At 57.7% G+C, this 24758-nt stretch carries 21 protein-coding genes, 1 tRNA gene and 1 other RNA gene; 5 read left to right on the forward strand and 18 right to left on the reverse strand.

Translation table 11 applies throughout. From position 1 onward, the window contains the following. Positions 1–4 precede the first annotated feature (4 nt). From BLL52_RS15790 to alaS, 8 genes are all read right to left on the reverse strand, one after another. Positions 5–1240 carry a tyrosine-type recombinase/integrase gene (locus BLL52_RS15790; RefSeq protein WP_075587613.1) on the reverse strand — a complete coding sequence of 412 codons (1236 nt, stop codon included), beginning with the start codon at positions 1238–1240 and terminating at the stop codon, positions 5–7. Between the two features lie 205 nt (positions 1241–1445). Beyond that, positions 1446–1834: a transfer-messenger RNA gene (gene ssrA, locus BLL52_RS15795) on the reverse strand. Positions 1835–1852: 18 nt separating this feature from the next. Further along, entirely contained in the window at positions 1853–2530 is a 678-nt protein-coding gene (locus tag BLL52_RS15800) for an HAD family hydrolase (RefSeq protein ID WP_241839214.1), read from the reverse strand. A gap of 10 nt (positions 2531–2540) precedes the next feature. Beyond that, positions 2541–3251, reverse strand: coding sequence for a bifunctional 2-polyprenyl-6-hydroxyphenol methylase/3-demethylubiquinol 3-O-methyltransferase UbiG (gene ubiG, locus BLL52_RS15805; RefSeq protein ID WP_075587614.1), 711 nt, complete (start codon positions 3249–3251; stop codon positions 2541–2543). A gap of 106 nt (positions 3252–3357) precedes the next feature. After that, on the reverse strand, positions 3358–3660 hold the full coding sequence (locus tag BLL52_RS15810) for a high-potential iron-sulfur protein (protein WP_075587615.1): 303 nt from the start codon (positions 3658–3660) through the stop codon (positions 3358–3360). A gap of 241 nt (positions 3661–3901) precedes the next feature. Next, positions 3902–4921 carry an adenosine kinase gene (locus BLL52_RS15815; protein ID WP_075587616.1) on the reverse strand — a complete coding sequence of 340 codons (1020 nt, stop codon included), beginning with the start codon at positions 4919–4921 and terminating at the stop codon, positions 3902–3904. A gap of 2 nt (positions 4922–4923) precedes the next feature. Further along, positions 4924–5697: a ferredoxin--NADP reductase gene (locus tag BLL52_RS15820; RefSeq protein ID WP_075587617.1), complete on the reverse strand. Its 774-nt coding sequence runs from the start codon at positions 5695–5697 to the stop codon at positions 4924–4926. Positions 5698–5852: 155 nt separating this feature from the next. Next, positions 5853–8483: an alanine--tRNA ligase gene (gene alaS / locus BLL52_RS15825; RefSeq protein ID WP_075587618.1), complete on the reverse strand. Its 2631-nt coding sequence runs from the start codon at positions 8481–8483 to the stop codon at positions 5853–5855. A gap of 262 nt (positions 8484–8745) precedes the next feature. Between alaS and gabT the strand changes: the two genes are divergently transcribed. The 4 genes from gabT (at position 8746) to BLL52_RS15845 (ending at position 13265) form a co-directional block, all read left to right on the forward strand. Further along, the gene (gene gabT, locus BLL52_RS15830; RefSeq protein WP_075587619.1) at positions 8746–10002 is read left to right on the forward strand and encodes a 4-aminobutyrate--2-oxoglutarate transaminase; all 1257 of its coding nucleotides are present in this window, start codon (positions 8746–8748) and stop codon (positions 10000–10002) included. A 103-nt stretch (positions 10003–10105) separates the two neighbouring features. Next, positions 10106–11590, forward strand: a complete 1485-nt coding sequence (locus tag BLL52_RS15835) for an NAD-dependent succinate-semialdehyde dehydrogenase (protein WP_075587620.1) — start codon at positions 10106–10108, stop codon at positions 11588–11590. A gap of 120 nt (positions 11591–11710) precedes the next feature. Next, positions 11711–11784 (forward strand) — tRNA-Gly (locus tag BLL52_RS15840). A 629-nt stretch (positions 11785–12413) separates the two neighbouring features. Then, on the forward strand, positions 12414–13265 hold the full coding sequence (locus BLL52_RS15845) for an ion transporter (protein WP_075587621.1): 852 nt from the start codon (positions 12414–12416) through the stop codon (positions 13263–13265). Positions 13266–13626: 361 nt separating this feature from the next. On the opposite strand, the gene BLL52_RS15850 is transcribed toward BLL52_RS15845, so the two are convergent. The 7 genes from BLL52_RS15850 to BLL52_RS15880 all read right to left on the reverse strand — a co-directional run bounded on the left by BLL52_RS15850 (position 13627) and on the right by BLL52_RS15880 (position 19776). Beyond that, positions 13627–13833 (reverse strand): hypothetical protein, encoded by a 207-nt coding sequence (locus tag BLL52_RS15850; RefSeq protein WP_075587622.1) that lies wholly within the window; start codon positions 13831–13833, stop codon positions 13627–13629. A gap of 87 nt (positions 13834–13920) precedes the next feature. Next, a complete protein-coding gene (locus BLL52_RS15855) occupies positions 13921–14253 on the reverse strand; it encodes a hypothetical protein (protein WP_075587623.1) in 333 nt (110 codons plus the stop codon). A 21-nt stretch (positions 14254–14274) separates the two neighbouring features. After that, positions 14275–14772, reverse strand: a complete 498-nt coding sequence (locus BLL52_RS15860; RefSeq protein WP_075587624.1) for a GNAT family N-acetyltransferase — start codon at positions 14770–14772, stop codon at positions 14275–14277. Positions 14773–14780: 8 nt separating this feature from the next. Then, the gene (gene glmM / locus BLL52_RS15865; RefSeq protein WP_075587625.1) at positions 14781–16112 is read right to left on the reverse strand and encodes a phosphoglucosamine mutase; all 1332 of its coding nucleotides are present in this window, start codon (positions 16110–16112) and stop codon (positions 14781–14783) included. 13 nt (positions 16113–16125) lie between these two features. Then, positions 16126–17013 carry a dihydropteroate synthase gene (gene folP / locus BLL52_RS15870; protein ID WP_075587626.1) on the reverse strand — a complete coding sequence of 296 codons (888 nt, stop codon included), beginning with the start codon at positions 17011–17013 and terminating at the stop codon, positions 16126–16128. 51 nt (positions 17014–17064) lie between these two features. After that, positions 17065–18984: an ATP-dependent zinc metalloprotease FtsH gene (ftsH, locus tag BLL52_RS15875; RefSeq protein ID WP_075587706.1), complete on the reverse strand. Its 1920-nt coding sequence runs from the start codon at positions 18982–18984 to the stop codon at positions 17065–17067. Between the two features lie 105 nt (positions 18985–19089). Continuing rightward, positions 19090–19776, reverse strand: a complete 687-nt coding sequence (locus BLL52_RS15880) for an RlmE family RNA methyltransferase (protein ID WP_075587627.1) — start codon at positions 19774–19776, stop codon at positions 19090–19092. Between the two features lie 31 nt (positions 19777–19807). Between BLL52_RS15880 and BLL52_RS15885 the strand changes: the two genes are divergently transcribed. Continuing rightward, complete coding sequence (locus tag BLL52_RS15885) at positions 19808–20281, forward strand: YhbY family RNA-binding protein (RefSeq protein ID WP_075587628.1); 474 nt, start codon at positions 19808–19810, stop codon at positions 20279–20281. A gap of 93 nt (positions 20282–20374) precedes the next feature. Here the strand turns inward: BLL52_RS15885 and BLL52_RS15890 are convergent, their stop codons facing one another. From BLL52_RS15890 to carB, 3 genes are all read right to left on the reverse strand, one after another. Next, the gene (locus tag BLL52_RS15890; protein WP_075587707.1) at positions 20375–20788 is read right to left on the reverse strand and encodes a DUF4149 domain-containing protein; all 414 of its coding nucleotides are present in this window, start codon (positions 20786–20788) and stop codon (positions 20375–20377) included. 10 nt (positions 20789–20798) lie between these two features. Continuing rightward, entirely contained in the window at positions 20799–21275 is a 477-nt protein-coding gene (gene greA / locus BLL52_RS15895; RefSeq protein WP_075587708.1) for a transcription elongation factor GreA, read from the reverse strand. Positions 21276–21413: 138 nt separating this feature from the next. Continuing rightward, positions 21414–24713 carry a carbamoyl-phosphate synthase large subunit gene (gene carB / locus BLL52_RS15900; RefSeq protein ID WP_075587629.1) on the reverse strand — a complete coding sequence of 1100 codons (3300 nt, stop codon included), beginning with the start codon at positions 24711–24713 and terminating at the stop codon, positions 21414–21416. Positions 24714–24758: the final 45 nt, after the last annotated feature.

A 24758-nucleotide genomic window follows, 5' to 3' on the forward strand; every position in this document is an offset into this window, starting at 1 on the left:
GGCTTTATACGAAATTAAGTTTCGAAACTTCGCCAACCGCTAATTGGTCGAGAAAATCCGCCCATTGCTGAATCTGCCGAAACCGCTGTTTCAGGTATTGCGTGCGGTTGTAACTACGTCCATTGGAATCCTTTACAGCGTGAGCTAGGTTCGCCTCTATGGCAAGGGGATCAAGATTTAATTGATCTACTAACATCGTGCGTGCAGATGCCCGAAAGCCGTGTATCGTCTGCTCCTTTCCAAGCCCCAGGGCATACAAGGCACTGCGCAAAGTGTTGTCAGATATAGGCCTGTCGTGGCTGCGCTCACCAGGAAAAACGTAGCGCCCACGGCCGGTCAGTGGCTGCAGGCTACTCAATATTTCCACAGCCTGTTTGGGCAATGGCACCACGTGATCTTCGCCCTGCTCCTTTTCTACCTTGATGCGCTTCATCTTCATGCTGGGAATAGTCCACAGCGCCGCATCCATATCCAGCTCTGCCCACTCCATAGCAGCCAGGTTGCCGGGGCGTTGATACAGCAAAGGTGCAAGCTGCAAAGCAGCCCGAACGATAGGCCCGCCCTTGTAACCTCTCATTGCCCTCAGCAATTCACCAAAGCGCTGCGGTTCAACGATGGCCGCAAATTTCTTACCCCGGTAGGGGGTGAGTCGCTTTTGCAAGCCCTCAGTAATATTGCGTTGTGAAACTTTTGCAGTAGGTAGCCAGTAGTCCCAAACCTGTCGCGCCAACATTAACACCCTGTCGGCCGTCTCCAGGGCTCCACGGGCCTCGACTTTTTGTAACACTGCCAACAACTCCATGGGGTGAATCTCCGAGATAGATCGCTCTCCGATCCATGGATATAGGTCGCGTTCCAACTGGCGCAGTGATCTGGCTGCATGGCTTTGGCTCCATTGCGGGGCCTGCTTTGCGTACCACTCGGTCGCTACGGCCTTGAATGTCACCCCGTCCGGCAAGGTGGCCTTGAGCTTATCCACCTTGCGCGCTTGGACTGGATCGGTGCCTGCCGACTTTTGCAGCTTTGCTGCATCGCGGGCTTTTCTCGCCGCCGTGAGGGAGACGACTGGATAGCTGCCCAGTGCCATTTGCTTTTCAAGACCGGAGATGCGGAATTTCAGAAACCAACGCTTTGAGCCTGCCGGGCTGACTTGCAGGTACATCCCCCCTGAATCAGAAAAGCGAGCGTGCTTCTTGTCTGGTGGGCATGTGGCATTTCGGCATTCAGCATCGGTAAGCATGTGGGTACGGCTCCAGTGTGGGGGGATGTTTTTGGGGGTACAAGGTTAAATTCTCCTCCAAATCGTCATTTCTCCCCCCGTTTGTACCCCCTACAAAGCATGGCAGTCAATAGCGGCCCTTATCCTTTGTTGAAATGTATGTGCTTGTTTTACCAATGAAAAAGGCCGCTAAGTGTATGTTCTTAGCGGCCTTTGTCGTGCGGTATGGTGGAGCTGGGGGGATTTGAACCCCCGTCCGCAAACCTTCTTCGAACAGTTCTACATGTGTAGCCGTCTGATTTGGATCTCGCTTTTCACATCGCGCAGTGGCACGCTATGCAAATCGCCAGCAACCTATTTTCTTGACCTGCCCTAAGTTACCCAAGGCAGGCCCAGCCGAATGAAATTACCCCACAGCCTGGATAGCCCGATCTTTCGATCTGACCACCCTTGCCCAGCCTATCGGCTTGCTGTTGTGAGGCTCACTAGCAATTAAGCAGCGAGTGCGAAACGTTCGTCGTTTGCAGTTAGTTTTTTTGAATCAGTTTTACGAGCACATTCAGCTCGACATGCCCTGCTACGCGTCCGAATCCACGTCGAAACCAGTGCAGCCCCAAGCCGTTGATTTTAGGGCTAAGCGATCAATTGCAAGAGCTCTCTTGCAGAATTAATCGTGGCGTGGGCGCCCCACTGGCTAGTATCTGACTTCTGCCCCAGATAACCGTAGGTGACAGCCACCGTTGCCATACCTGCCGCCAGGCCGGCCACGATGTCGCGCTCGTCGTCGCCAACGTAGACACAGCGCCCGGGCTCAACATTCAAACGCCGCGCTGCCTCAAGCAAAGGCAGCGGGTGCGGCTTGGCGTGCGAAGTGGTGTCGCCGCTGATGATGGTACCAGCCGTTGCAAACAAAGGCATGGCGCCAGTAAGAGGTATTGTGAAACGCGATGCCTTGTTAGTGACCACGCCCCATGGCGTTCCGCGCTGTACCAGATCACTCAGCAATTCAGCTACACCCGGAAAGATCAGGGTGTTCTGCGTCAGGCGCTGCTCGTAGTTGGCAAAAAATTCTTCGCGCAGCACCTCATAGTCCATATGGTCTGGCTTTATACCAAAGGCAATACCCAACATGCCGCGCGCGCCAGCACCCGCCATGGGGCGATAAGTTGACATTTCAATGGAAGGCAGCCCGCGGATGGTGCGCATGGCGTCAGCCGCAGCACCCAGGTCAGGAGCGCTGTCGATCAGCGTGCCGTCCAGATCGAACAGCACCGCCTGAACATCGGTAAAGCACGCGTTACAGCTCAACACGTTCCAGCAATCAGGTTGGTTTCTGGACCGCCAGCATGTAATTGACGCTGGTGTCTGCGTTGAGCCAGAACCGCTTGGTAAACGGGTTGTAAGACAAGCCCTTGCTGTGCGACACCGTTAGCCCGGCAGTGCGGCAAAAGCCAGCCAGTTCGCTGGGGCGGATCAACTTGGCGTATTCATGGGTACCGCGCGGCACCATGTTGAGCACATACTCGGCGCCAAAAATAGCCATCACAAAAGACTTTGGACTGCGGTTGATGGTGGAGAAAAATACCCAGCCGCCCGGTTTGACCAGTGCCGCGCACGCGCTCACCACCGATGCGGGGTCGGGCACGTGTTCCAGCATTTCCATGCAGGTGACCGCATCAAAACTCTCGGGGCTTTCCGCTGCCAAGGCCTCGGCGCTGATTTCGCGGTACTGGACGTTTTGGGTTTGCGCGTCAAGGGCGTGCAATTGCGCCATACGCAACACCTTGGTGGACAAATCAATACCCGTGGCAGTAGCCCCAGACCGGGCAATGGCGTCAGTCAGAATGCCGCCGCCACAACCCACATCCAGCACAGTCATACCCTTCAGGGGGCACAGGCTGTTGATCCAGCCGAGCCGCAGCGGGTTGATCTTGTGCAGGGCGTGCATTTCACCTTCAGGGTCCCACCAGTGGAGCGCTAGTTCGGAAAATCGGGCCAGTTCAGCCGCGTCAGCATTGAGTGTCGTATTCATAGACGAATTATCGGAAATTTACGCTGAAAAACTCTTAAGGGGGTCTTTGAACCCTTAAAAAACAAAACCCACCGCAAGGGTGGGTTTTGGCGTCAGGAGAACTGACTTACGCAGCTTTCTTGGCGTAAGCGCTACACCAGCCTTTAGCTGTTACGTCTTTGCCGGGAAACAGCGGGCAGCCGCCTTGAGGAGCGGTTTTACCTTGGTACAAAGCGCAGTTGCTGCACATTTGGTCCTTGGTGTGCTTGGGATATTTTTTTGAATCTGCCTGCGTGGTATCGGCAACATAGCCCAAGCTCTTGGCGGTGGCGTCTGTTTCAGCAACCATAGGAGCAGCCATGGCCACACCAGATGCCAGTGCGCTGGTACCGATAACTGATTGCAAAATGAATACGCGACGATTTGTCATGGAGATATTTCCTTTGTTGTTGAAAAGACTGCGGCTGTGACACCTAATTTTCAGCTGCGGGGAGCATTGTCAGTCTTGTTGGGCTGGCTGTCATTGCAATTTGTCAAATAACCAATTAATTAAGTCGATTGTTAACTGATCCGCACACTATTGGGCTGTCTGCGAGACGCCTGTTTTTTGATGCGTTGAAGCGAAACAAGTTCAATCGCTTGGTGACATACACACAAAAATCCGACAAAGGTCAGGCCAGCAGTTGCTGCTCAAAAGCCGCCTTCAACTCGTTGACAGCAGGCTGAGCCAGCCGGTTACCCACTTGCGATACCACGCGGCCTGAGCACTGGTTGGCAAGCCAAGCCGCCTGCAAATGACTGTGACCATGCGTCACAGCATACAAAAAGGCACCCGCGAACATGTCGCCTGCGCCATTGGTGTCAATGGCTTTGACCTGGGCTGCGGGAACTTCGGTGCGCTGGTCGCCTTCGATCACGATGCAGCCTTTGGCACTGCGTGTAAGGCACGCCACCCGCGCTTGGCGGCTGAGCTGCTGGCAGATTTGTGTCAGATCCTGAAAACCGCACCACACTTGGGCTTCCTCTTCGTTGCAGAACAGATAGTCAACCATGCCGGTCTCTGCGGTGCCCACCATCGCGTCCAGCCCGGCCCGGCAGAAGTTGATCATGGTCATGTCGCTCAGCGTGGTGGCCAATGCCGCGCCGGCTTCGCGGGCGATTTGACGGCCTTTGAGGGCTGCGGCCAGACCCGTCTTTGATGCGGCCAGGTAGCCTTCCATGTAATAGACCTTGGACTTGGCGATGTCATGCGGGTGCAGCGCAGTGACGTCAATGTCGGCTGTGGCCCCCAGAAAAGTGCTCATGCTGCGTTCGGCATCAGGGGTCACCATCACAATGCAACTGCCTGTCTGCCCTTCTGGTGCGCGGGTATGGGTCAAGTTGGTGGCTACGCCATGGCAGAGCAAATCCTGGGCATAAAAAGCGCCCAATTCGTCGTCGGCCACGCGGCAAGAGTAAAAAGCCTTACCGCCAAGTTGGGCCAATGCCACCACGGTGTTACCTGCTGAGCCGCCGCCTGTGCGGTGTACCGGCAAACCGGAAACGTGGCTGAGCAGTTCGGCACGACGGGCAGAGTCAATCAGCGTCATGTGGCGTTTTTCGACGCCGGCGGTCAGCAACTGCGCCTCAGACACGTCGTACTGCGAGTCCACCAGCGCATTGCCAATGGCATAAATGTCGTAGTGGCTCATGCTTATTGCTCCACAAAAGCGCGTTCCACCACAAAGTCGCCCGGCTTGGTGGTATTGCCTTCCAGAAAGCCACGGCTTTCCAGCAGATGTTTCATGTCTTTCAGCAGCGCCGGGCTGCCGCAAAGCATGGCGCGGTCATGTTCGGGGTCAAACTGGGGCATGCCCAAATCTGTTTGCAGCTTGCCTGACTCGAGCAGTGCGGTGATACGACCTTGGTTTTTGAACAGTTGGCGGGTCACTGTGGGGTAATACAGCATTTGCGCGGTGACCATCTCACCTAGGAACTCATGATCAGGCAATTCTTGGGTCAAGTAATCGTGATAGGCCAGCTCGGCGATCTCACGCACACCATGAACCAAAATGACTTTTTCAAACTTTTCGTAAGTTTCCGGGTCGCGAATGATGCTCAGAAATGGTGCCAAGCCAGTGCCAGTTCCAAACAAGTACAGGTTTTTGCCAGGGAGCAGGTAGTCAATCAGCAACGTGCCTGTGGGTTTTTTGCCGACGACAATTTTGTCACCCACCTGAATGTGCTGCAGCCGGGAGGTGAGTGGCCCGTCTTGCACCTTGATGCTCAAAAACTCCAGATGATCTTCGTAATTGGCGCTGACGATGCTGTAGGCGCGCAGCAGAGGTTTGCCGTCCACTCGCAGGCCGATCATGGTGAAGTGGCCGTTTGAGAAACGCAACGCCTGGTCTCGCGTGGTGGTAAAGCTGAACAGCCGGTCGGTCCAATGGTGAACGCTTAAAACGGTTTCATTCAAAAATGCACTCATGGATCGCCTTCAAGTGTGGGTAAACAAAAGTTTGCGAGTTTATAAGGCCAGGCCATGTGGGGCCTGACACAAATCAACTCAGCACGAAAATTAGTTGATAAATTGACCTATAGCCCTTACATCATAAGGGCTATTAGCTATTAGGTTAGTAGCATTTAAAGCTTTGACTCGACCCAAGCGGTGACGCTGGCCAGTGCCTCATTCAGTTTGGCAGGCTCGGTGCCGCCAGCCATGGCCATGTCTGGCTTGCCGCCGCCCTTGCCGCCAACTTGTGCCGCAACAAAGTTCACCAACTCACCCGCCTTGACGCGCGCAGTGGTATCAGCGGTCACGCCCACGGCGATCTGCACCTTGGCACCGTCGACAACGCCGAGCACGATGACTGCGGTTTTCAGCTTGTCTTTGAGCTTGTCCATGGTGTCGCGCAGGGTTTTCACGTCAGCACCGTCAAGCTTAGCCACCAGCAGCTTCACGCCCTTGATGTCCTGCGCTTGGTTCACCAGCTCGTCGCCCTGGGCGCTGGCCAGCCGGCCTTTGAGGGCGGCCAGCTCCTTGTCCAGGGATTTGATGTGCTCCAGCACCGAGGTGATGCGCTCATTCACCTCAGCCACCGGGGCTTTCAGCATACCAGCGGCCTGGCCCACCGTGTCTTCCAGATGCTGCAGGTAATGCAGCGCGTTTTCACCGGTGACGGCCTCAATGCGGCGCACCCCAGAGGCAACGCCACTCTCTGCTATCACTTTAAACAAGCCGATGTCGCCGGTGCGCTGCACATGGGTGCCGCCGCACAGCTCGCGGCTGCTGCCGATGTCGAGCACACGCACGGTTTCGCCGTACTTTTCGCCAAACAGCATCATCGCGCCAGTCTGCTGGGCAGACTCAATGTCCATCACGCGGGCTTGCGTCGCCGCGTTGCTCCAAATTTCAGCGTTAACGCGGGCTTCAATCTCGCGGATTTCGGCATCCGTCACTGGGGCGTTGTGGGCAAAGTCAAAACGCGTGCGCTCCGGGTTCACCAAACTGCCCTTTTGCTGAACGTGGCCGCCCAGCACCTCGCGCAGCGCTTTGTGCATCAGGTGCGTGACCGAATGGTTGCGCACAGTGGCCGCGCGCAGACTGGCGTTGACGTGGGCGGTGACACCATCGCCCACTTTCAGGCTACCGGACTTCAGGGTGCCGTGGTGCGCAAATACATCCGACTTGATTTTTTGGGTGTCCTGCACATCAAACAAGGCGTGGTCGGAAAAGATCGCACCGGTATCGCCCACCTGCCCGCCACTCTCGCCATAAAACGGCGTGGTGGCCAAGACGACCACGCCAGATTGACCTTCTTTTAGGGCCTCAGCCCTTATACCGTCTGCGTAGATAGCTACAACTTCTGTAGTGGTAGTGAGGTGCTCGTAGCCGACAAATTCATTGCCCGCACCGGTGTATTCCAGCGCCTTGTCTTGCTTGAACTTGCCTGCCGCGCGGCCCTTGGCTTTTTGCGCTTGCATGGCGGCGTGGAAACCGGCTTCGTTCACCGTCAACCCGCGCTCGCGGCACACGTCGGCAGACAGGTCCAGCGGGAAGCCAAACGTGTCGTGCAGCTTGAAAGCCACATCGCCCGGCAGCACCTTGACATCCCCCGCCAGGGCTTCGTCCAGAATCTGCATGCCGATTTCCAGCGTTTCATAGAACCGCTCTTCTTCCACCCGCAGCACATCCATGATGCGCACCGCTTGCGCGGCCAGGCTCGGGTAGGCATCGCCCATCTGCGTCACCAGGTCTGGCACCAGCTTGTGGAAAAACGGCGTCTTTTGGCCCAACTTGTAGCCGTGGCGAATGGCGCGGCGGATGATGCGGCGCTGCACATAGCCCCTGCCCTCGTTGCTGGGCAATACGCCGTCGCTCACCAAAAATGCGGTGGCACGGATGTGGTCGGCAATGACTTTGAGCGATGGATTCTTCAGATCTGCAGTGTGGGTTTCATGCGCAGCAGCCTTGATCAACGCGTCAAAAATGTCGATGTCGTAGTTGCTGTGCACATGCTGCAGAATAGCCGCCAGGCGCTCCAGGCCCATGCCGGTATCCACACAGGGTGCGGGCAGCGGCGTGACTGTGCCGTCTTCGGCCATGTCGAACTGCATGAACACGTTGTTCCAGATCTCGATAAACCGGTCGCCGTCTTCGTCCGGGCTGCCGGGCGGGCCGCCAGGAATGTGGTCGCCATGGTCGTAAAAGATTTCGGAGCATGGGCCACACGGGCCGGTGTCAGCCATCATCCAGAAGTTGTCCGACTTGTAGCGTGCGCCCTTGTTGTCGCCGATGCGGATCACGCGGTCAGCAGGCAAGCCAATTTCCTTGGTCCAGATGTCATAGGCTTCATCATCTTCGGCATACACCGTGGCCAGCAGGCGCTCTTTGGGGAGTTTGTAGACCTCGGTCAGCAGTTCCCAGGCCCACTTGAGCGACTCACGCTTGAAATAGTCACCAAAGCTCCAGTTACCCAGCATCTCAAAAAACGTGTGGTGGCGGGCGGTGTAGCCGACGTTTTCCAGATCGTTGTGCTTGCCACCGGCGCGCAGGCAGGCCTGCACAGACGCCGCGCGAACGTAGCTGCGTTTGTCGGTGCCCAAAAACACGTCCTTGAACTGCACCATGCCCGAGTTGGTGAACATCAGCGTCGGGTCGTTGCCGGGCACCAGCGGGCTCGACGCCACCACGGTGTGACTTTTGGAGGCAAAGAAGTCGAGGAAGGTCTTGCGGATATCAGCAACGCTGATCGGGGCGGCAGTGGAATGCATGGATTTAATCTAAAGATGAAATAGCGCCATAAACAGCATGGCTTTGAGGGCGTTGCAGCGCTGGGCAACGGGCTATTTTAGGCGCACAGGCACCCGGCAACAGCCGCACCCGCTTGCCAGTGGCCCCAAGGTGGTAACGACAACGACAACGACAACGCGATCATGCGGCAGCGGCCAAGCGCTCTATAGTTCAGCCTGCAATAGACACCACCGTCACAGGAGAAGCAAATTGACTACCCACCCAAGCACCAACGCCGCCCTGATGGCCCGCCGCCGCGCCGCCATTCCCCGAGGCGTCGGCCAAAGCCATGAAATCTTCATCGCCCGTGGCGAGAACGCCGAGGTGTGGGACGTGGAAGGCCGCCGCTACATCGACTTTGCCGGGGGCATTGCGGTGCTCAACACCGGCCACTGCCGCCCCGAGATCGTCGAGGCGGTCAAAAAGCAGCTTGACCTCTTCACCCACACTTGCTTTCAAGTACTGGCCTACGAGCCTTATGTGGAACTGGCCGAGCGCATCAACGCGCTGGCACCGGGCAGCTTTGACAAAAAAACGCTGTTTTTGTCAACCGGGGCGGAAGCCGTGGAAAACGCCATCAAGATCGCCCGCGCTCACACCAAACGTAGCGCGGTGATTGCGTTCACCAGCGGTTACCACGGCCGCACCCTGCTCACCTTGGGGCTCACCGGCAAGGTGGCGCCCTACAAGCTGGGTTTTGGGCCTTTTCCCAACGAAATCTTCCACGCCCAATTCCCGAACGCCCTGCACGGCGTGAGCGTGGACGACGCCATCGCCTCCATCGAGCTGATCTTCAAAAACGACGTGGAAGCCAGCCGTGTGGCGGCCATCATCGTCGAGCCGGTGCAGGGTGAAGGCGGCTTCAACGTAGCCCCGTTTGACTTTTTGCAGCGGCTGCGCGCCTTGTGCGACCAGCACGGTATTTTGCTGATTGCTGACGAAATCCAGACCGGCGCAGGCCGCACCGGCACCTGGTTTGCCATCGAACAAAGCGGTGTCGCGCCCGACATGATCACCATGGCCAAATCCATGGGCGGGGGTTACCCGATTTCTGGCGTGGTGGGCCGTGCCGAGGTGATGGACGCCCCCGCTGCCGGTGGCCTGGGCGGCACCTACGCTGGCAGCCCCGTTGCTTGTGCTGCGGCGCTGGCGGTGCTGGAGGTGTTTGAAAAAGACCAACTACTGGCGCGCAGCCGCAATCTGGGTAACCATCTGATGCGCAGTTTGCAAGCCATGGCGGCCAAAGACGCGCGCATTTGCGAGGTACGCGGTCTGGGGGCGATGGTCGCCATTGAGCTCTGCAAAGCGGGTGACGCCCACCAGCCCGATGCAGATTTGGCCAAAGCGCTGGCTGCCGAGGCCACCAAGCGGGGTCTGATCCTGCTGACTTGCGGCACCTATGGCAACGTGGTGCGTATCCTGGTGCCGCTCACCGCCAGCGATGCCATCGTCAACGAAGGCCTGGACATCATCCAAGCCAGCCTGACTGCCTTGTGCTGAACTGACCTGACCTGAATTGCTCTTAATCAGTATCAACTTAATAGCTACTCGCGCTTTATCTATAAGGGCTAGAGTCACATTTCTTATATATTTTGGAGACAACATGGCCGCTTCCCCCCTCTCCCTGCTCAAAGACCCTACCCTGCTTAAAACTGATGCGTTGATCAACGGCGAGTGGCTATCAGGCAGCAGCCGCTTCGCCGTGACTGACCCGGCCACGGGTGAGCATCTGGCTGATGTGGCCAACCTGGGCGCAGCCGATGCTGAAGTGGCAATCGCTGCGGCCAACGCCGCCTGGCCAGCCTGGCGCGCCAAAACTGCAAAAGAGCGCAGCATCATTCTGCGCAAATGGTTTGACCTGATCATGGCGAATCAGGACGATCTGGGCCGCATCATGACGGCTGAGCAAGGCAAACCGCTGGCCGAGGCCAAGGGCGAAGTCGCTTACGGTGCCAGTTTTGTCGAGTGGTTTGCCGAGCAAGCCAAGCGTGTCAACGGTGAGACCCTGCCGCAGTTTGACAACAACCGCCGCCTGCTGGTGCTGCGCCAGCCGATTGGCGTGTGCGCGGCGATCACGCCGTGGAACTTTCCGATTGCCATGATCACCCGCAAGGTGGCACCAGCGCTGGCTGCAGGCTGCACCGTGGTCATCAAACCCGCAGAACTCACGCCGCTCACTGCGCTGGCTGCGGCGGAGTTGGCGATTCGTGCCGGCATTCCGGCAGGCGTGTTGAACATGATCACCGCAGATGCCAACAACTCTATTGCCGTGGGCAAGCGCATCTGCGCCAGCGACATCGTCCGCCACATCAGCTTTACCGGCAGCACCGAGGTGGGCCGCATTCTGATGGCACAGTCGGCACCCACCGTCAAAAAAATGTCACTCGAACTCGGCGGCAACGCCCCCTTCCTCGTGTTTGACGACGCCGACATCGACAGCGCGGTCGAAGGTGCGTTTGCCAGCAAATACCGCAACGCCGGGCAAACTTGCGTCTGTACCAACCGCTTTTATGTGCAAGCCGGGGTGTACGACGAGTTTGTGACGAAATTCGCGGCCAAGGTCAGCACCGCCAAAGTGGGTAACGGCTTCGATGCGGATGTCAATCAGGGCCCGCTGATCGAAGAAGCAGCACTGCAAAAAGTAGAGCGCCATGTGCAGGACGCACTTGGGCTCGGGGCTCGTTTGTTATGCGGCGGCCAGCGCCTGACGGGCACCGGCAGCGGCCAGTTTTACGCGCCCACTGTGGTGGCCGATGCCACCGCCGACATGCTTTGCGCGCGTGAAGAAACCTTTGGCCCGTTTGCCCCAGTTTTCAAATTCACCACCGAGCAGGAAGCCATTGACGCCGCCAACGCCACCGAATTTGGCTTGGCCAGCTACTTCTACAGCCGCGATATCGGCCGCATCTGGCGCGTGAGCGAGGCGCTGGAATACGGCATGGTCGGCGTCAACGTCGGTATTCTGGCCACTGAACACGTGCCGTTTGGCGGTGTTAAGCAATCCGGCCTGGGCCGTGAAGGCTCGCACCACGGCATGGACGACTATGTGGAGATCAAATATGTGTGTATGGGCGACATTCTGAAATAGGCCCTGAATAGTCTTTTTTTCATAGCTACCAGCGCTTTCTGTATAAGGGCTTGAGGCCTAAATCGTGTATAACTTTGCGCAGGTTGGGCCCGTTGATCTGGGCCTCTATAATCACTTCACGCGGGTGTAGTTCAATGGCAGAACTTTTGCTTCCCAAGCAAATAGCGTGGGTTCGATTCCCATCACCCGCTCCACATCTCACCAAGCTATTAATTTAAATACATAAATCGAAAATCGCTTGGCCTGACACAGCACACGCGTTCAAAGGTGTGCCGTGCAAAATCTTTTTCGCCGCCCTTCAGACATCTACGTTCTTCGCATTTCCGTCCCTGCCCTACTTCCCGCGTCTATCAACAATGGGCGGTCATCGCATTAACTGGAATTCGTGAGTTGGCTTTGGGAAAGATCGTTGCCGGCAGCTAGGCTGCACAATGGCGGCAAAAAATCTTTGAAGCGATACGACTGTTATTCGGCGCAAACCAAAAGAGAATGCATCACAAGAGCTTCTGAATATCGGGCAAGAGCGCCCTGTCTTTCTGAGTTCGGGCCACAAGTCAACTTCATGTGCTGAGGCGGCATCTGGTAATGTGCAGGCGTTGGTGCCAGTCGCGTAACAGCCAGCAAACGTGAAGGAAAAACTGAACAAACCTTGCGTTTTACTTATCTTTTTCATGACCCGAAAAAAGACTATATTGAAGTCGTCCATGCACTCGCGGTCTATTCAACCCATTTTCAAATGAACAAACTCAGAAACGAAAACATTCAGATCCACGGCCCTCATCAAGCCGGATTCGGATCAGTCCTTTAGCGGATCGGGCTAACGATGACGGTTTTCGATACCCCTAACCCGACAAAGACCGAGCGCAGCACGTTGCAGCGGTTCCTTGACCGGGCAGCCGTCCGGCACACGGTGCTCGCCCTGATCATTCTCAACGCGGTGGTTCTCGGGCTGGAGACCTCGGACGCGCTAATGGCGCGCCACGGCGACTGGCTGTGGCTCCTCGACCAGGCGTTGCTTTCGGTGTTCGTGCTGGAGATCGGTCTGCGGATCGTCGCTTGGCGCGGCGCGTTTTTTCGCGACCCTTGGAGCGTGTTCGACTTCGTTGTCGTCGCGATCGCGCTGATTCCCGCCAGTGGTCCATTTGCGGTGTTGCGTGCTTTGCGCGTGCTGCGCGTATTACGCGTGCTGACCATCGTGCCGTCGATGCGCCGGGTCGTCGGCGGACTGCTCGCGGCCCTGCCCGGCCTGTCGTCGATAGCGCTGGTGCTACTGCTCGTGTTCTACGTGTTTGGCGTGATCGCAACCCAGATCTTCGGCGACAGTTTTCCGGACTGGTTCGGCACGCTGGGCCGCTCGTTGTACACGCTGTTCCAAGTGATGACGCTCGAAAGCTGGTCGATGGGCATCGTGCGACCGCTGATGGAGGTTTTTCCGTACGCTTGGACGTTCTTTATACCGTTTATTCTCGTCGCGACGTTCACGATGCTGAACCTGTTCATCGGCGTCATCGTGAGCGCGATGCAGAGTTTCACGACAGCCGAAACCGAAGCTACCGTCAGTGCTGTGGACAACGCGCGCGAGCACATCGAGGCCGACCTGCACTCTGAGATGCGCGGGTTGCGCGCCGAACTGGCGGAACTCAAGGCAATGCTGCGCGCACAAGGACCACGTTAAGCTACTACGGGATGGGGCTGCAACGTCGGGATTTGTAGCTTTGGGTTTGAGTGCGGGGTCGATGCAGGTCGCTTGGGGCGGTCATTTGCGATGCGGGGAAGGAAGTTTTTGGGCGATTCGATTCCTGGCGTAGTTAGAAAAGGCATTTAGCAAATAAGAACGCCCGGTGGGTTCGATTGGGCCGATGGATGTCAATGCGCAAGTAGCTACGGGGCGAATCGGCTATGAGGTCGGTTGTGGCTTTTCCGCCGAATTGGCAACTGGGTTTGATATCCGTCACCCGCTCCAGTCGATGCGTTTTGTGTTCTTCCGACGAAAAACCCGCCAAAATCAAATCGTTAGACTGAATACTTGATTCAGTTTATGCGGATTTTTGGTCTCGGGTTACATCCACCCAGGTTTTCCAGTCTTGCTCCAGAACCTCGGGAACGGGCAAGGGCCGCGGGAAGCTGCGCCGCTCTTTGTAGCCCTGCTCATGGGTGTTGGCTGGTTTGGACTGTGCGACCACTGCCTTGGCCGCTGGGGTTGGCACGGGTTCAGGTCGTTTGAAAAGTTTTCGGATCAGCATCTTGATGCCACTTTAATGCCAAAAATCCGTATAAAGCAAACGCTACCTATCAGAAGAGTTACTTAACCAGACCGTTTTGGATGCATTTCACACCTTGGGATGGTCGCTGTGTGAGACGTCGTAGCCGTCTGCCACATAGGCCGGCCCTTTCATCAACCAGACGATGACGCAACCGATGCCCACGGTGAGCGTAGCGACCCAGATGAACACCACGACGCCAATCATCAAAAAATCAAAGGTTTGGATGCGGCGGTCGAGGTCAATCAGGCTGTCATGGGCAAACACGTAGCGCGCCAACCATGCAGCCATTGCGGACAACACCGTGCCCGCCAGTGTGATGTGCGGCAAGATGCGCAGCAAACGCCATTCAAAGCCGTAAGGCGTTTGCTGAAAACCGGGGAGTTTGGTGAGCCAGTTCATCAGAACATTCTACACACGACCTTAAAGCCACTTCTGCATAAACAAGGCGTTACCCATGCTAGGCTCCAACTGATAATTGTCAAAGCCGATACGGTGATAAAGGCGCGACGCTGGTGCGTTGCCAGACAGCACCTCCAGAGTGAGTTTGCAGGCACCCCGCTCACGCGCGATTTGCTCCACCAGTCCCAGCATCTGCTCGCCAATGCCCTGCCCGCGGTGTGATGCGGCCACCACCACATCGTGAATATTCACCAAAGGGCGGCAGGCGAAGGTTGAAAAACCCTCCACGCAGTTGATCAAGCCCACCGGCTGTCCGCCTTGAGCGTCGTCAAACGCCAGCACGCTGAACACGTTCGGCCGCGCCTGCAGTGCCGCCGGCAAGTTAGCCTTGGTAAAGTCAGACAAAGGCTCTGCGCCACCCGAAGGGTCACGCGCGTAGCTATCGAGCAAGTCCACCAAGGCCTGGGCGTGCGCCGGGTTGCTGTAATCGGCGCGGCGCAGGCGCAGGGTGTCTGTCATCGGGCGTCCTAGAGGGTGAGCGTTTTGGCAATGCGTTGGGCACAGGCTTTGGCTTGTGCGGCGTCTTGCGCCTCAACCATCACCCGAACCAGTGGCTCGGTGCCACTGGCGCGGATCAGCACCCGCCCGCGTTCACCCAGCTCAGCTTCTACCGCGCGGGTTTCGGGCTCCAATTGCGGGCTGGCTTTCCAGTCTTGACCGGGTTGCAGGCGAACATTGATCATGGTCTGAGGGAAAAGCACCACATCCTTGAGCAGGGTGCTGAGACTCTGGCCACTGCGCACCACCGTCTGCAGCACCTGCAGGGCCGATATGAGACCGTCGCCGGTAGAATGTTTGTCCAGCGCCAACAGATGCCCCGAGCCCTCACCGCCCAGCAACCACTGGCGTTTCTCCAGTTCTTCCAAGACATAACGGTCACCTACTTTGGCCCGAATAAACTCGATGCCACGTGCCTTCAGGACTAGTTCCACCGCCATATTGGTCATCAGGGTGCCCACCACGCCGGGCACTGGCTCACCGCGGCGCAGACGGTCGTCCACCATCAGGTACAGCACCTCATCACCGTTGAACAATCGGCCTTGGGCATCCACCACCTGAAGACGGTCCGCGTCGCCATCGAGCGCAATGCCCATGTCTGCCCGATGCGCCTTGACCGCATCTACCAGAGCTTGCGGGTGGGTGGCACCAAAGCCACGATTGATGTTCAGCCCGTCAGGCGAACAACCAATCGAGATCACCTCGGCGCCGAGTTCATGGAACACCATGGGTGCAATCTGGTAAGCCGCACCGTGCGCGGCATCCACCACGATACGCAAGCCTTTGAGCGTGAGGTTGTTGGCAAATGTGCTCTTGCAAAATTCAATGTAACGGCCATCGGCATCAGCCAGCCGCCGGGATCTGCCGAGGTTGGCCGAATCCACCCAGACCGGCTTGGTCGCCACCACGGCCTCGACATCGCGTTCCCAGACGTCAGACAATTTGGTGCCTTGAGCGCTGAAAAACTTGATGCCGTTGTCTTCAAACGCGTTGTGGCTGGCGCTGATCACCACACCCAGCGAGGCGCGCTGGGCCCGCGTAAGGTACGCCACGCCTGGCGTGGGCAACGGGCCCAGCAGCACCACATCCACGCCAGCAGAATTGAAACCGCTCTCTAACGCACTTTCCAGCATGTAGCCAGAGATGCGCGTGTCCTTGCCGATCAGCACGGTGGGCCGCTTCTCGGTGCGCTTGAGCACACGCCCCACGGCGTGCGCCAGGTGCAACACAAAATCCGGCGTGATGGGCGCCTGCCCAACGGTGCCGCGTATACCATCTGTTCCAAAATACTGACGCGTCATGACCAATGTGTCCTTATGAATAGGGCTGTGCAAGTGGCACGGATCTTATCGTGTCAAGCACCTTCAACACTTGCACCGTTTCCTTGACGTCATGCACGCGCAGCACCGCAGCGCCCTGCTGAACCGAATACAGGGCAGCCGCCAAACTGGGTGCCAGACGCTCTTGTGGAGCAAGTTTTTCACCTTGATCCGCATGCGGCGTCATGCCCGCTAGCGAAGATTTGCGCGACCACCCCACCAGCAGCGGGTAGCCGGCTGCCAGCAACTCAGATTGTCTGGCCAGCAGCGAAAAATTCTGCGCAACGGTCTTGCCAAAACCAATGCCAGGGTCCAGCATGATGCGAGACTTTTCGACACCTAGCCCTTGTAATGTCTGAGCAGAATGCTCTAAAAATGAGAGCACCTGCGGGAGCACGTCGCCTTGCATAGGCTGCACCTGCATGGTTTGTGGCTCCAGATGCATGTGCATCAGACACACGCCGCAGCTTGGATGCCTCGCCACCACACGCGCAGCGTCTGCCAGACCATCCGCATCACGCCAACGCAAGGCCCACACGTCGTTGATGATGTCAGCTCCCAAGTCGAGCACCGCTTGCATGACCTGCGGCTTGTAGGTGTCAACTGACACCGGTACACCCAGCGTGACGGCTTCCTTGACCAAGGGGATGACACGGTCCAGTTCGTCCGCCACATTCAGCGGCATGGCACCTGGCCGGGTGGACTCACCGCCAATATCCAGAATGTCGGCGCCGTCGCGTAACAACTGTTCACAATGGCGCAGCGCCGTGGCGATGGTGGTGTGCGAGCCGCCGTCTGCAAACGAGTCGGGCGTGATGTTCACAATGCCCATCACCCGAGTGCGGCTCAGGTCAATCTCAAAGCGGGTGGTTTGCCAGATCATGGGCCATAAAAAACGGGGCTCGCGCCCCGTTTTGCTTCAGTTGATTGCCGGTTATGCGGCGTGAGGCGCTGCGTCGGTTTTCACCGGAGGTGTGCCACCGCTACCACTGTCAGAGCCAGCCACGGGCACGCGCGGTGTCCAGTCTTTGGGTGGACGCGGCTCTTTGCCGGCCATGATGTCGTCGAGTTGTTCGCTGTCGATGGTTTCCCACTCCAGCAAAGCCTTGGCCATCACGTGCATTTTGCTGCTGTTTTCTTCGATGAGGCGGCGCGCCAGGGCGTACTGCTCGTCGATGATGCGGCGCACTTCAGCGTCCACCTTTTGCATGGTTTCTTCACTCATGTTGGTGGTTTTGGTCACCGAGCGGCCCAGAAACACTTCGCCTTCGTTTTCGGCATACACCATTGGGCCCAGCGCCGCCGTCATGCCGTAACGCATGACCATGTCGCGGGCGATCTGTGTGGCACGCTCAAAGTCGTTGCTGGCACCCGTGGTCATCTGGTTCATGAACACTTCTTCGGCGATCCGCCCACCGAATAACATGCTGATCTGATTCAGCATGAAGTCCTTGTCGTAGCTGTAGCGGTCTTGTGCTGGCAAGCTCATCGTCACGCCCAAAGCGCGGCCGCGCGGGATGATGGTGACCTTGTGCACAGGATCGCACTTAGGCAGTAGTTTGCCAATCAGCGCGTGGCCAGACTCGTGGTAGGCCGTGTTGCGGCGTTCTTCCTCGGGCATGACCATGCTCTTGCGCTCAGGGCCCATCAGGATCTTATCTTTGGCTTTCTCAAAATCTTGCATTTCGACGACCCGCCCATTGCGACGCGCCGCCATCAGAGCCGCTTCGTTACACAGGTTGGCCAGGTCAGCGCCGCTCATGCCGGGTGTGCCACGTGCGATCACACTGGGGTTCACGTCTGGGCTCACCGGGATCTTGCGCATGTGCACGTGAAGGATCTGTTCGCGACCACGAATGTCAGGCAAGGTGACATACACCTGGCGATCGAACCGACCCGGGCGCAGCAAAGCCGCGTCCAAGATGTCGGGGCGGTTGGTGGCAGCCACCACGATCACGCCCACGTTGGTCTCAAAACCGTCCATCTCGACAAGCATCTGGTTCAAGGTTTGCTCGCGTTCGTCATTGCCGCCGCCCAAACCAGCACCACGCTGCCGACCGACCGCGTCGATTTCATCAATAAAGATGATGCAGGGGGCATTTTTCTTGGCGTTGTCGAACATGTCGCGCACGCGGCTGGCGCCGACGCCGACAAACATTTCCACAAAGTCCGAGCCGGAGATGCTGAAAAACGGCACCTTGGCTTCACCCGCAATGCTCTTGGCTAACAAGGTTTTACCGGTTCCGGGTGGCCCGACCAACAACAAACCGCGTGGAATACGGCCGCCGAGTTTTTGAAACTTGGATGGATCTTTCAGGAAGTCAACCACTTCCTTAACCTCTTCTTTAGCCTCATCGCAGCCAGCCACGTCGGCGAAGGTCACAGTGTTGGTGTTTTCATCCAATAGACGAGCCTTGCTCTTGCCAAAGCTGAACGCCCCACCCTTGCCGCCACCTTGCATCTGGCGCATGAAATACACCCAGACACCAATCAACAGCAACATCGGGCCCCAGCTGACCAGCAGGGTCATCAACAGCGAACCTTCTTCCTTGGGGCGCACGTCAAACTTGACGTCGTTGGCAATCAAGTCGCCGATCAGCCCACGGTCAAGATAGGTGGCTGTGGTGCGCACGCGGCGGTCGTCGTTGGTGACCGCCACGATTTCGGTGCCGCTTTGTCCTTCAAGAATGACAGCGCTCTTGATCCGGCTGTTGCGGACTTCGTCGAGAAACTCTGAGTAGCCGACATAACCCGCGCCTGCGGCCGGACGGGTGTCAAACTGTTTGAAAACAGTAAACAACACCATCGCGATAACCAGCCAGACCGCAATTTTTGAAAACCATGGATTGTTCAAACGAAGCTCCAAAAAAACGCAAGAAATGAGTGAATAACTCAACAGCAGTGATTCTAGGCTTTTCAACCCAGTGCAACTACCCCGGCGATTTGATCATCCTCAGCATTAACATGGAAATATGGACGCCTTCTGGACCAGACCCACCAGAAACGTTTCCGATGACCGGTCACGGGACGCTTTGGGTTTGACACATTTCACGGTGACAAACTGCTGCCGAAAGCGTTTGATCAACAGGTCATAACTGCCGCCGTGGAACACTTTGGCCACCAAGGCGCCTTGCGGCTTCATATGCAATTGGGAAAACTCTAGGGCGAGTTCGACCAAATGCTCAATCCGGGCCGCGTCAACCGACTCGATACCCGACAGATTGGGCGCCATGTCGGAGACAACAATATCCGCGAGCTGCCCCTGCATGCAGGCCGCCAGTTCGGCCAAAACGGCATCTTCGCGGATATCGCCCTGAATGAAGATCACATCCTCCACGGGCAACATGGGCAAGATATCCAGCGCGATGATGCGGCCGTTCAGTGCGCCCGCAGCAGCCCCGCCACCCTGCGCGGTTTTGGGCGACATCTTGCGGCGCACATACTGGCTCCACGCACCGGGAGTGCAACCCAGGTCCACCACCAATTGCCCTGGTTTGATCAGATGCAGGGTTTCGTCAATTTCCTTGAGCTTGTAGGCAGCACGCGCCCGGTAGCCGTCTTTTTTAGCCAATTTGACGTAGGTATCGTTCACATGGTCGTTGAGCCACGCGCGATTGACTTTGCTGCTTTTAACTGCTGATTTCATAATTAAAGTGTGTGTGCCCGATAATACGGTGATGCCTCAAATACTACTGACCCCTGCACAGCGCAAAGTTCACCGCGCTGAAGCACACCATCTTGACCCTGTGGTCATGATCGGTGGCGACGGCATGACTGCCGCCGTCAAAAAAGAAGCCGACGCCGCCCTGAACGCCCATGGCCTGATCAAGGTACGGGTGTTTTCCGACGACCGAACAGCCCGTGAAGCCATGTTTGCCACGCTATCCGACGAGCTAAACGCCGCACCCATCCAGCACATTGGCAAACTGCTGGTGCTCTGGCGGCCCATGCCCGAGCGCGAAAAAACCGTGGACGAGGACCGCATGCCCGGCCCCAAGGACGTGAAAGTACTCAAGTTCAGCAAGCGCGGCGGGCAGCGTCCCGAAGTAAAAACCCTGCGCGTGCTGGGCAACCAGCGCTTGACGTCGGGGGGCCAGATCAAACGCGCCAAAAAGAAACCCATCAGCATCAAAAAACGCAATCAAAACTAATAACTTTGCGAGACAGACCAAGATTTACACGAAGTGAAGTTTGCTCTGTCCCCAACTGATTGTCAGATGTTCATCTAGCGGCGCTGACCGCCTCTAGGCCACTTTTGGCTGCAGCTTCCTGAACGTTAGTCCAGCGCACACCCATTGCGCAATGTAGAGCGCCATGCCAACGCTGTGCCACAGCGGTAAATTTTGCCGGGCAACGATGCGCGGTGCCACCGCAAACTCGCCCAGCAGCGCCAACAACATCCCCAAAATGATAAAAACTGTAGCTGCCTGCGCAAGCTCTACCTGGGCTAGAGGCTGATTTGACCTTGAAACCAGCAGCAGCAACAGTCCGCACGCCACCGCGATCCAGGTCTGCACAGCAAACAATTTCGCCGCCATGTTGCCAGCGATGGCCGGGCTTGGCAGGTTGGCAAACAGCATTGGCACCACATAAAAACCCACTGTGGTCAAGCTGCCCCACCACAGGGCCGCGACCCAGACCGACAACTTGGGCAGCAGCGAACCCACTTTAGAGGTAATGGACGCTGATCACTTCCCAGCGGCGCAAACCGCCAGGGGCCTGCACCTCGGCCACATCGCCTTGTTCCTTGCCAATCAGGGCGCGGGCAATCGGGCTATTGATGTTGACCAGGCTGAGCTTGATGTCGGCTTCATCCTCGCCGACGATCTGGTAGGTCACCTTGTCGCCGGTGTCTTCGTCTTGCAGTGCCACGGTGGCACCAAACACCACCCGTCCTTCGGCATGAAGTTCGGTCGGGTCGATGATTTGTGCGGCGGACAGCTTGCCTTCAATTTCCTGAATGCGCCCTTCCACAAACCCCTGCTTGTCCTTGGCCGCGTCGTATTCGGCGTTTTCGCTCAGGTCGCCCTGCGCACGCGCCTCGGCAATGGCCATGATGACTGCAGGGCGCTCAAACGCTTTGAGCTGATGCAACTCTGCTTTGAGTTTGTCTGCGCCACGTTTGGTAATGGGAAGAGTCGGCACGAGAAGCTCCGTCAAATAAAGATGATCCAAAATGAAACCGCCGAACGTTGCCGTTCGGCGGTGTTGTGGGATTATGCCGCGAAACTCGGTGCTTGCCGCTTTAAAGCGCACGTTCGCGCCCGACGGTCAAAACCGCTATCAGCCCTTCAATTGCGCATGCATCTCCTGCACCGAAATAACGTCCAGAGAATCCATGCAACGCATGCCCTCCACGGCAGCCTCGGCGCCGAAAATGGTGGTGAAAGTCGTCACGCGGCTGAGCAGCGCTGAAGTGCGGATCTGGCGCGAGTCGGCAATGGCATTGCGGCGCTCTTCCACGGTGTTGATGACTAGCACGATCTCGTCGTTTTTCAGCATGTCCACAATGTGGGGGCGGCCCTCGGTCACCTTGTTGACCACGCCGCAGGGCACGCCAGCGGCGTTGATCGCGGCAGCTGTTCCCTTGGTGGCCACAATCACAAAATCCATAGCAACCAACGCCCGTGCTATCTCGATCGCCTGTGGTTTGTCACTGCCTTTAACCGAGATAAACACCTTGCCGCTGGGTGTGCCATCCGGTTTGCGGGGCAGTGGCAGCTTGGAACCCGCGCCGATCTGCGACTTGACAAAGGCCTCGCCAAAGGTCTTGCCCACGCCCATGACTTCACCGGTGGACTTCATCTCGGGGCCAAGGATGGTGTCGACACCGGGGAACTTGACAAACGGGAACACCGCTTCCTTGACGCAGAAATACGGTGGATGCACCTCGGCGCCAACGCCTTGCGCGTCCAGCGTCTGGCCAACCATACAGCGCGCCGCCACTTTGGCCAGCTGAATGCCGGTGGCTTTGGAGACAAACGGCACGGTGCGCGAGGCACGTGGATTGACTTCGAGCACAAAGATGATGTCCTGGCCGTCCTTTTGCTGGATAGCGAACTGCACATTCATCAGGCCGACCACGTTCAAACCTTCGGCCATGGCGGCGGTCTGGCGCTTCATCTCATCGACGGTGGCCTGTTTCAGGTAATACGGCGGCAGCGAACAGGCCGAGTCACCACTGTGCACACCGGCTTGTTCAATGTGCTCCATCACCCCGCCAATAAACACTCGGCCGACCGAGTCGCGCACCGCGTCCACATCGCATTCGATGGCATCGCTTAAAAAGCGGTCCAGCAACACCGGTGAATCATGGGAAACCTTGACGGCTTCACGCATGTAGCGCTCCAAGTCGCGCTGCTCGTGAACGATTTCCATCGCCCGGCCACCCAGCACGTAGCTCGGGCGCACCACCAGTGGGTAACCCAAGGCGGCAGCCTTATCCAGCGCTTCTGGCTCAGTGCGGGCGGTCGCGTTGGGTGGTTGGCGCAGCTTGAGTTCATTGAGCAGTTTCTGAAAACGCTCACGGTCTTCGGCAGCATCGATCATGTCGGGGCTGGTGCCGATGATCGGCACGCCATTGGCTTCCAGGTCCAGCGCCAATTTGAGCGGTGTTTGGCCGCCGTATTGCACGATCACCCCGGTGGGTTTTTCCTTGTCGACAATCTCCAGCACGTCTTCGAGCGTGAGTGGCTCAAAGTAGAGGCGGTCTGAGGTGTCGTAGTCGGTGGAAACCGTTTCGGGGTTGCAGTTGACCATGATGGTTTCAAAACCGTCTTCACGCATGGCCAGCGCCGCGTGCACGCAGCAGTAATCGAACTCAATGCCTTGGCCGATGCGGTTCGGGCCACCACCCAGCACCATGATCTTTTTGCGGTTGGTGGGCGCGGCCTCGCATTCGCTGCCTTCGGCCTCATAGGTCGAGTACAGGTAGGCGGTGTCGGTGGCAAATTCGCCAGCACAGGTGTCCACCCGCTTGTACACCGGGCGCACGCCCAGGGCGTGGCGGCGAGCGCGCACGGCGGTGTCGGTGGTCTTGAACTGTTTGGCCAGGCGGCGGTCTGAAAAACCCTTTTGTTTCAGGGCGCGCAGCGTCGCGGCATCGATGCTGTCCAGTGCGGTGCCGATGGCGGGCTGCGGCAGGCGCTCGATCTCCAATTCCAGTTGGACGATCTGCTCAATCTGTACCAGGAACCACTTGTCGATCTTGGTGATGTCAAACACCTCGTCCACGCTCCAGCCAGCGGCAAAAGCGTCACCGACGTACCAGATGCGCTCCGGGCCGGGCTCACCCAGCTCTTTTTCCAGCAGTTCGCGGTCTTGCGTTTTTTCGTTCATGCCGTCCACGCCAACTTCCAGCCCGCGCAGGGCTTTCTGGAACGACTCCTGGAAGGTGCGACCCATGGCCATGACCTCGCCCACCGACTTCATTTGCGTCGTCAGCCGACTGTCGGCCAAGGGAAATTTCTCAAAAGCAAAACGCGGAATCTTGGTGACCACGTAGTCGATGGACGGCTCAAACGACGCCGGGGTCGCACCGCCGGTGATCTCGTTGCGCAACTCATCCAGCGTGTAACCCACGGCCAGTTTGGCAGCCACCTTGGCAATCGGGAAACCAGTGGCTTTGGAGGCCAGTGCGGAGGAACGGCTCACACGCGGGTTCATCTCAATGACGACCATGCGGCCATCTTCAGGGTTGATGGCGAATTGCACGTTGGAGCCGCCGGTGTCCACGCCAATCTCACGCAGCACCGCCAAAGAGGCGTTACGCAGGATCTGGTATTCCTTGTCAGTCAGCGTTTGCGCCGGGGCCACGGTGATCGAGTCGCCGGTGTGCACGCCCATCGGGTCGAGGTTTTCAATCGAGCAGACGATGATGCAGTTGTCCGCCTTGTCGCGCACCACTTCCATCTCGTACTCTTTCCAGCCGAGCAGCGATTCTTCAATGAGCAACTCGTTGGTGGGTGAGGCTTCCAGGCCGCGCTTGCAGATGGTCTCAAACTCTTCGGGGTTGTAGGCAATGCCGCCGCCGGTGCCACCGAGCGTGAAGCTGGGGCGGATCACGGTGGGAAAACCCAACGTGCGCTGCACGTCCCAGGCCTCGCTCATGCTGTGGGCAATGCCAGACTTGGCCGAACCCAGACCAATTTTGGTCATGGCGTCCTTGAACTTCAGGCGGTCTTCGGCCTTGTCGATCGCCTCGGGGGTGGCGCCAATCAGCTCGATCGGCTTGCCGGTGGCGGCACCGGTGTATTTGTCCAGCACGCCGTTGTGCCACAGGTCCAACGCGCAGTTCAGCGCGGTTTGGCCGCCCATGGTGGGCAGAATCGCGTCGGGGCGCTCCTTGGCGATGATTTTTTCCACCGTCTTCCAGGTGATCGGCTCGATGTAGGTCACATCGGCGGTCGCCGGGTCGGTCATGATGGTGGCCGGGTTGCTGTTGATCAGAATGACCTTGTAACCCTCTTCGCGCAGCGCCTTGCAGGCCTGCACGCCAGAGTAGTCAAACTCGCAGGCCTGGCCGATGATGATGGGGCCCGCGCCAATGATCAGGATGCTCTTGAGATCGTTTCTTTTTGCCATTTTCAGTACCAAATTGGCCTGTATCCCTTATAAATAGGGCGTCAG

The sequence above is a fragment of the Rhodoferax antarcticus ANT.BR genome, assembly GCF_001938565.1.
Lineage (GTDB): Bacteria > Pseudomonadota > Gammaproteobacteria > Burkholderiales > Burkholderiaceae_C > Rhodoferax > Rhodoferax antarcticus.

Coding starts and splice junctions, on each gene's coding strand:
- BLL52_RS15845 (WP_075587621.1), top strand. CDS start 12,414: ATGACGGTTTTCGATACCCCTAACCCGACAAAGACCGAGCGCAGCACG.
- BLL52_RS15815 (WP_075587616.1), bottom strand. CDS start 4,921: ATGAGCCACTACGACATTTATGCCATTGGCAATGCGCTGGTGGACTCG.
- BLL52_RS15820 (WP_075587617.1), bottom strand. CDS start 5,697: ATGAGTGCATTTTTGAATGAAACCGTTTTAAGCGTTCACCATTGGACC.
- BLL52_RS15850 (WP_075587622.1), bottom strand. CDS start 13,833: ATGCTGATCCGAAAACTTTTCAAACGACCTGAACCCGTGCCAACCCCA.
- glmM (WP_075587625.1), bottom strand. CDS start 16,112: ATGACGCGTCAGTATTTTGGAACAGATGGTATACGCGGCACCGTTGGG.
- BLL52_RS15855 (WP_075587623.1), bottom strand. CDS start 14,253: ATGAACTGGCTCACCAAACTCCCCGGTTTTCAGCAAACGCCTTACGGC.
- gabT (WP_075587619.1), top strand. CDS start 8,746: ATGGCCCGCCGCCGCGCCGCCATTCCCCGAGGCGTCGGCCAAAGCCAT.
- ubiG (WP_075587614.1), bottom strand. CDS start 3,251: ATGAATACGACACTCAATGCTGACGCGGCTGAACTGGCCCGATTTTCC.
- BLL52_RS15880 (WP_075587627.1), bottom strand. CDS start 19,776: ATGAAATCAGCAGTTAAAAGCAGCAAAGTCAATCGCGCGTGGCTCAAC.
- BLL52_RS15885 (WP_075587628.1), top strand. CDS start 19,808: ATGCCTCAAATACTACTGACCCCTGCACAGCGCAAAGTTCACCGCGCT.
- BLL52_RS15790 (WP_075587613.1), bottom strand. CDS start 1,240: ATGCTTACCGATGCTGAATGCCGAAATGCCACATGCCCACCAGACAAG.
- folP (WP_075587626.1), bottom strand. CDS start 17,013: ATGATCTGGCAAACCACCCGCTTTGAGATTGACCTGAGCCGCACTCGG.
- carB (WP_075587629.1), bottom strand. CDS start 24,713: ATGGCAAAAAGAAACGATCTCAAGAGCATCCTGATCATTGGCGCGGGC.
- BLL52_RS15860 (WP_075587624.1), bottom strand. CDS start 14,772: ATGACAGACACCCTGCGCCTGCGCCGCGCCGATTACAGCAACCCGGCG.
- BLL52_RS15835 (WP_075587620.1), top strand. CDS start 10,106: ATGGCCGCTTCCCCCCTCTCCCTGCTCAAAGACCCTACCCTGCTTAAA.
- alaS (WP_075587618.1), bottom strand. CDS start 8,483: ATGCATTCCACTGCCGCCCCGATCAGCGTTGCTGATATCCGCAAGACC.
- BLL52_RS15810 (WP_075587615.1), bottom strand. CDS start 3,660: ATGACAAATCGTCGCGTATTCATTTTGCAATCAGTTATCGGTACCAGC.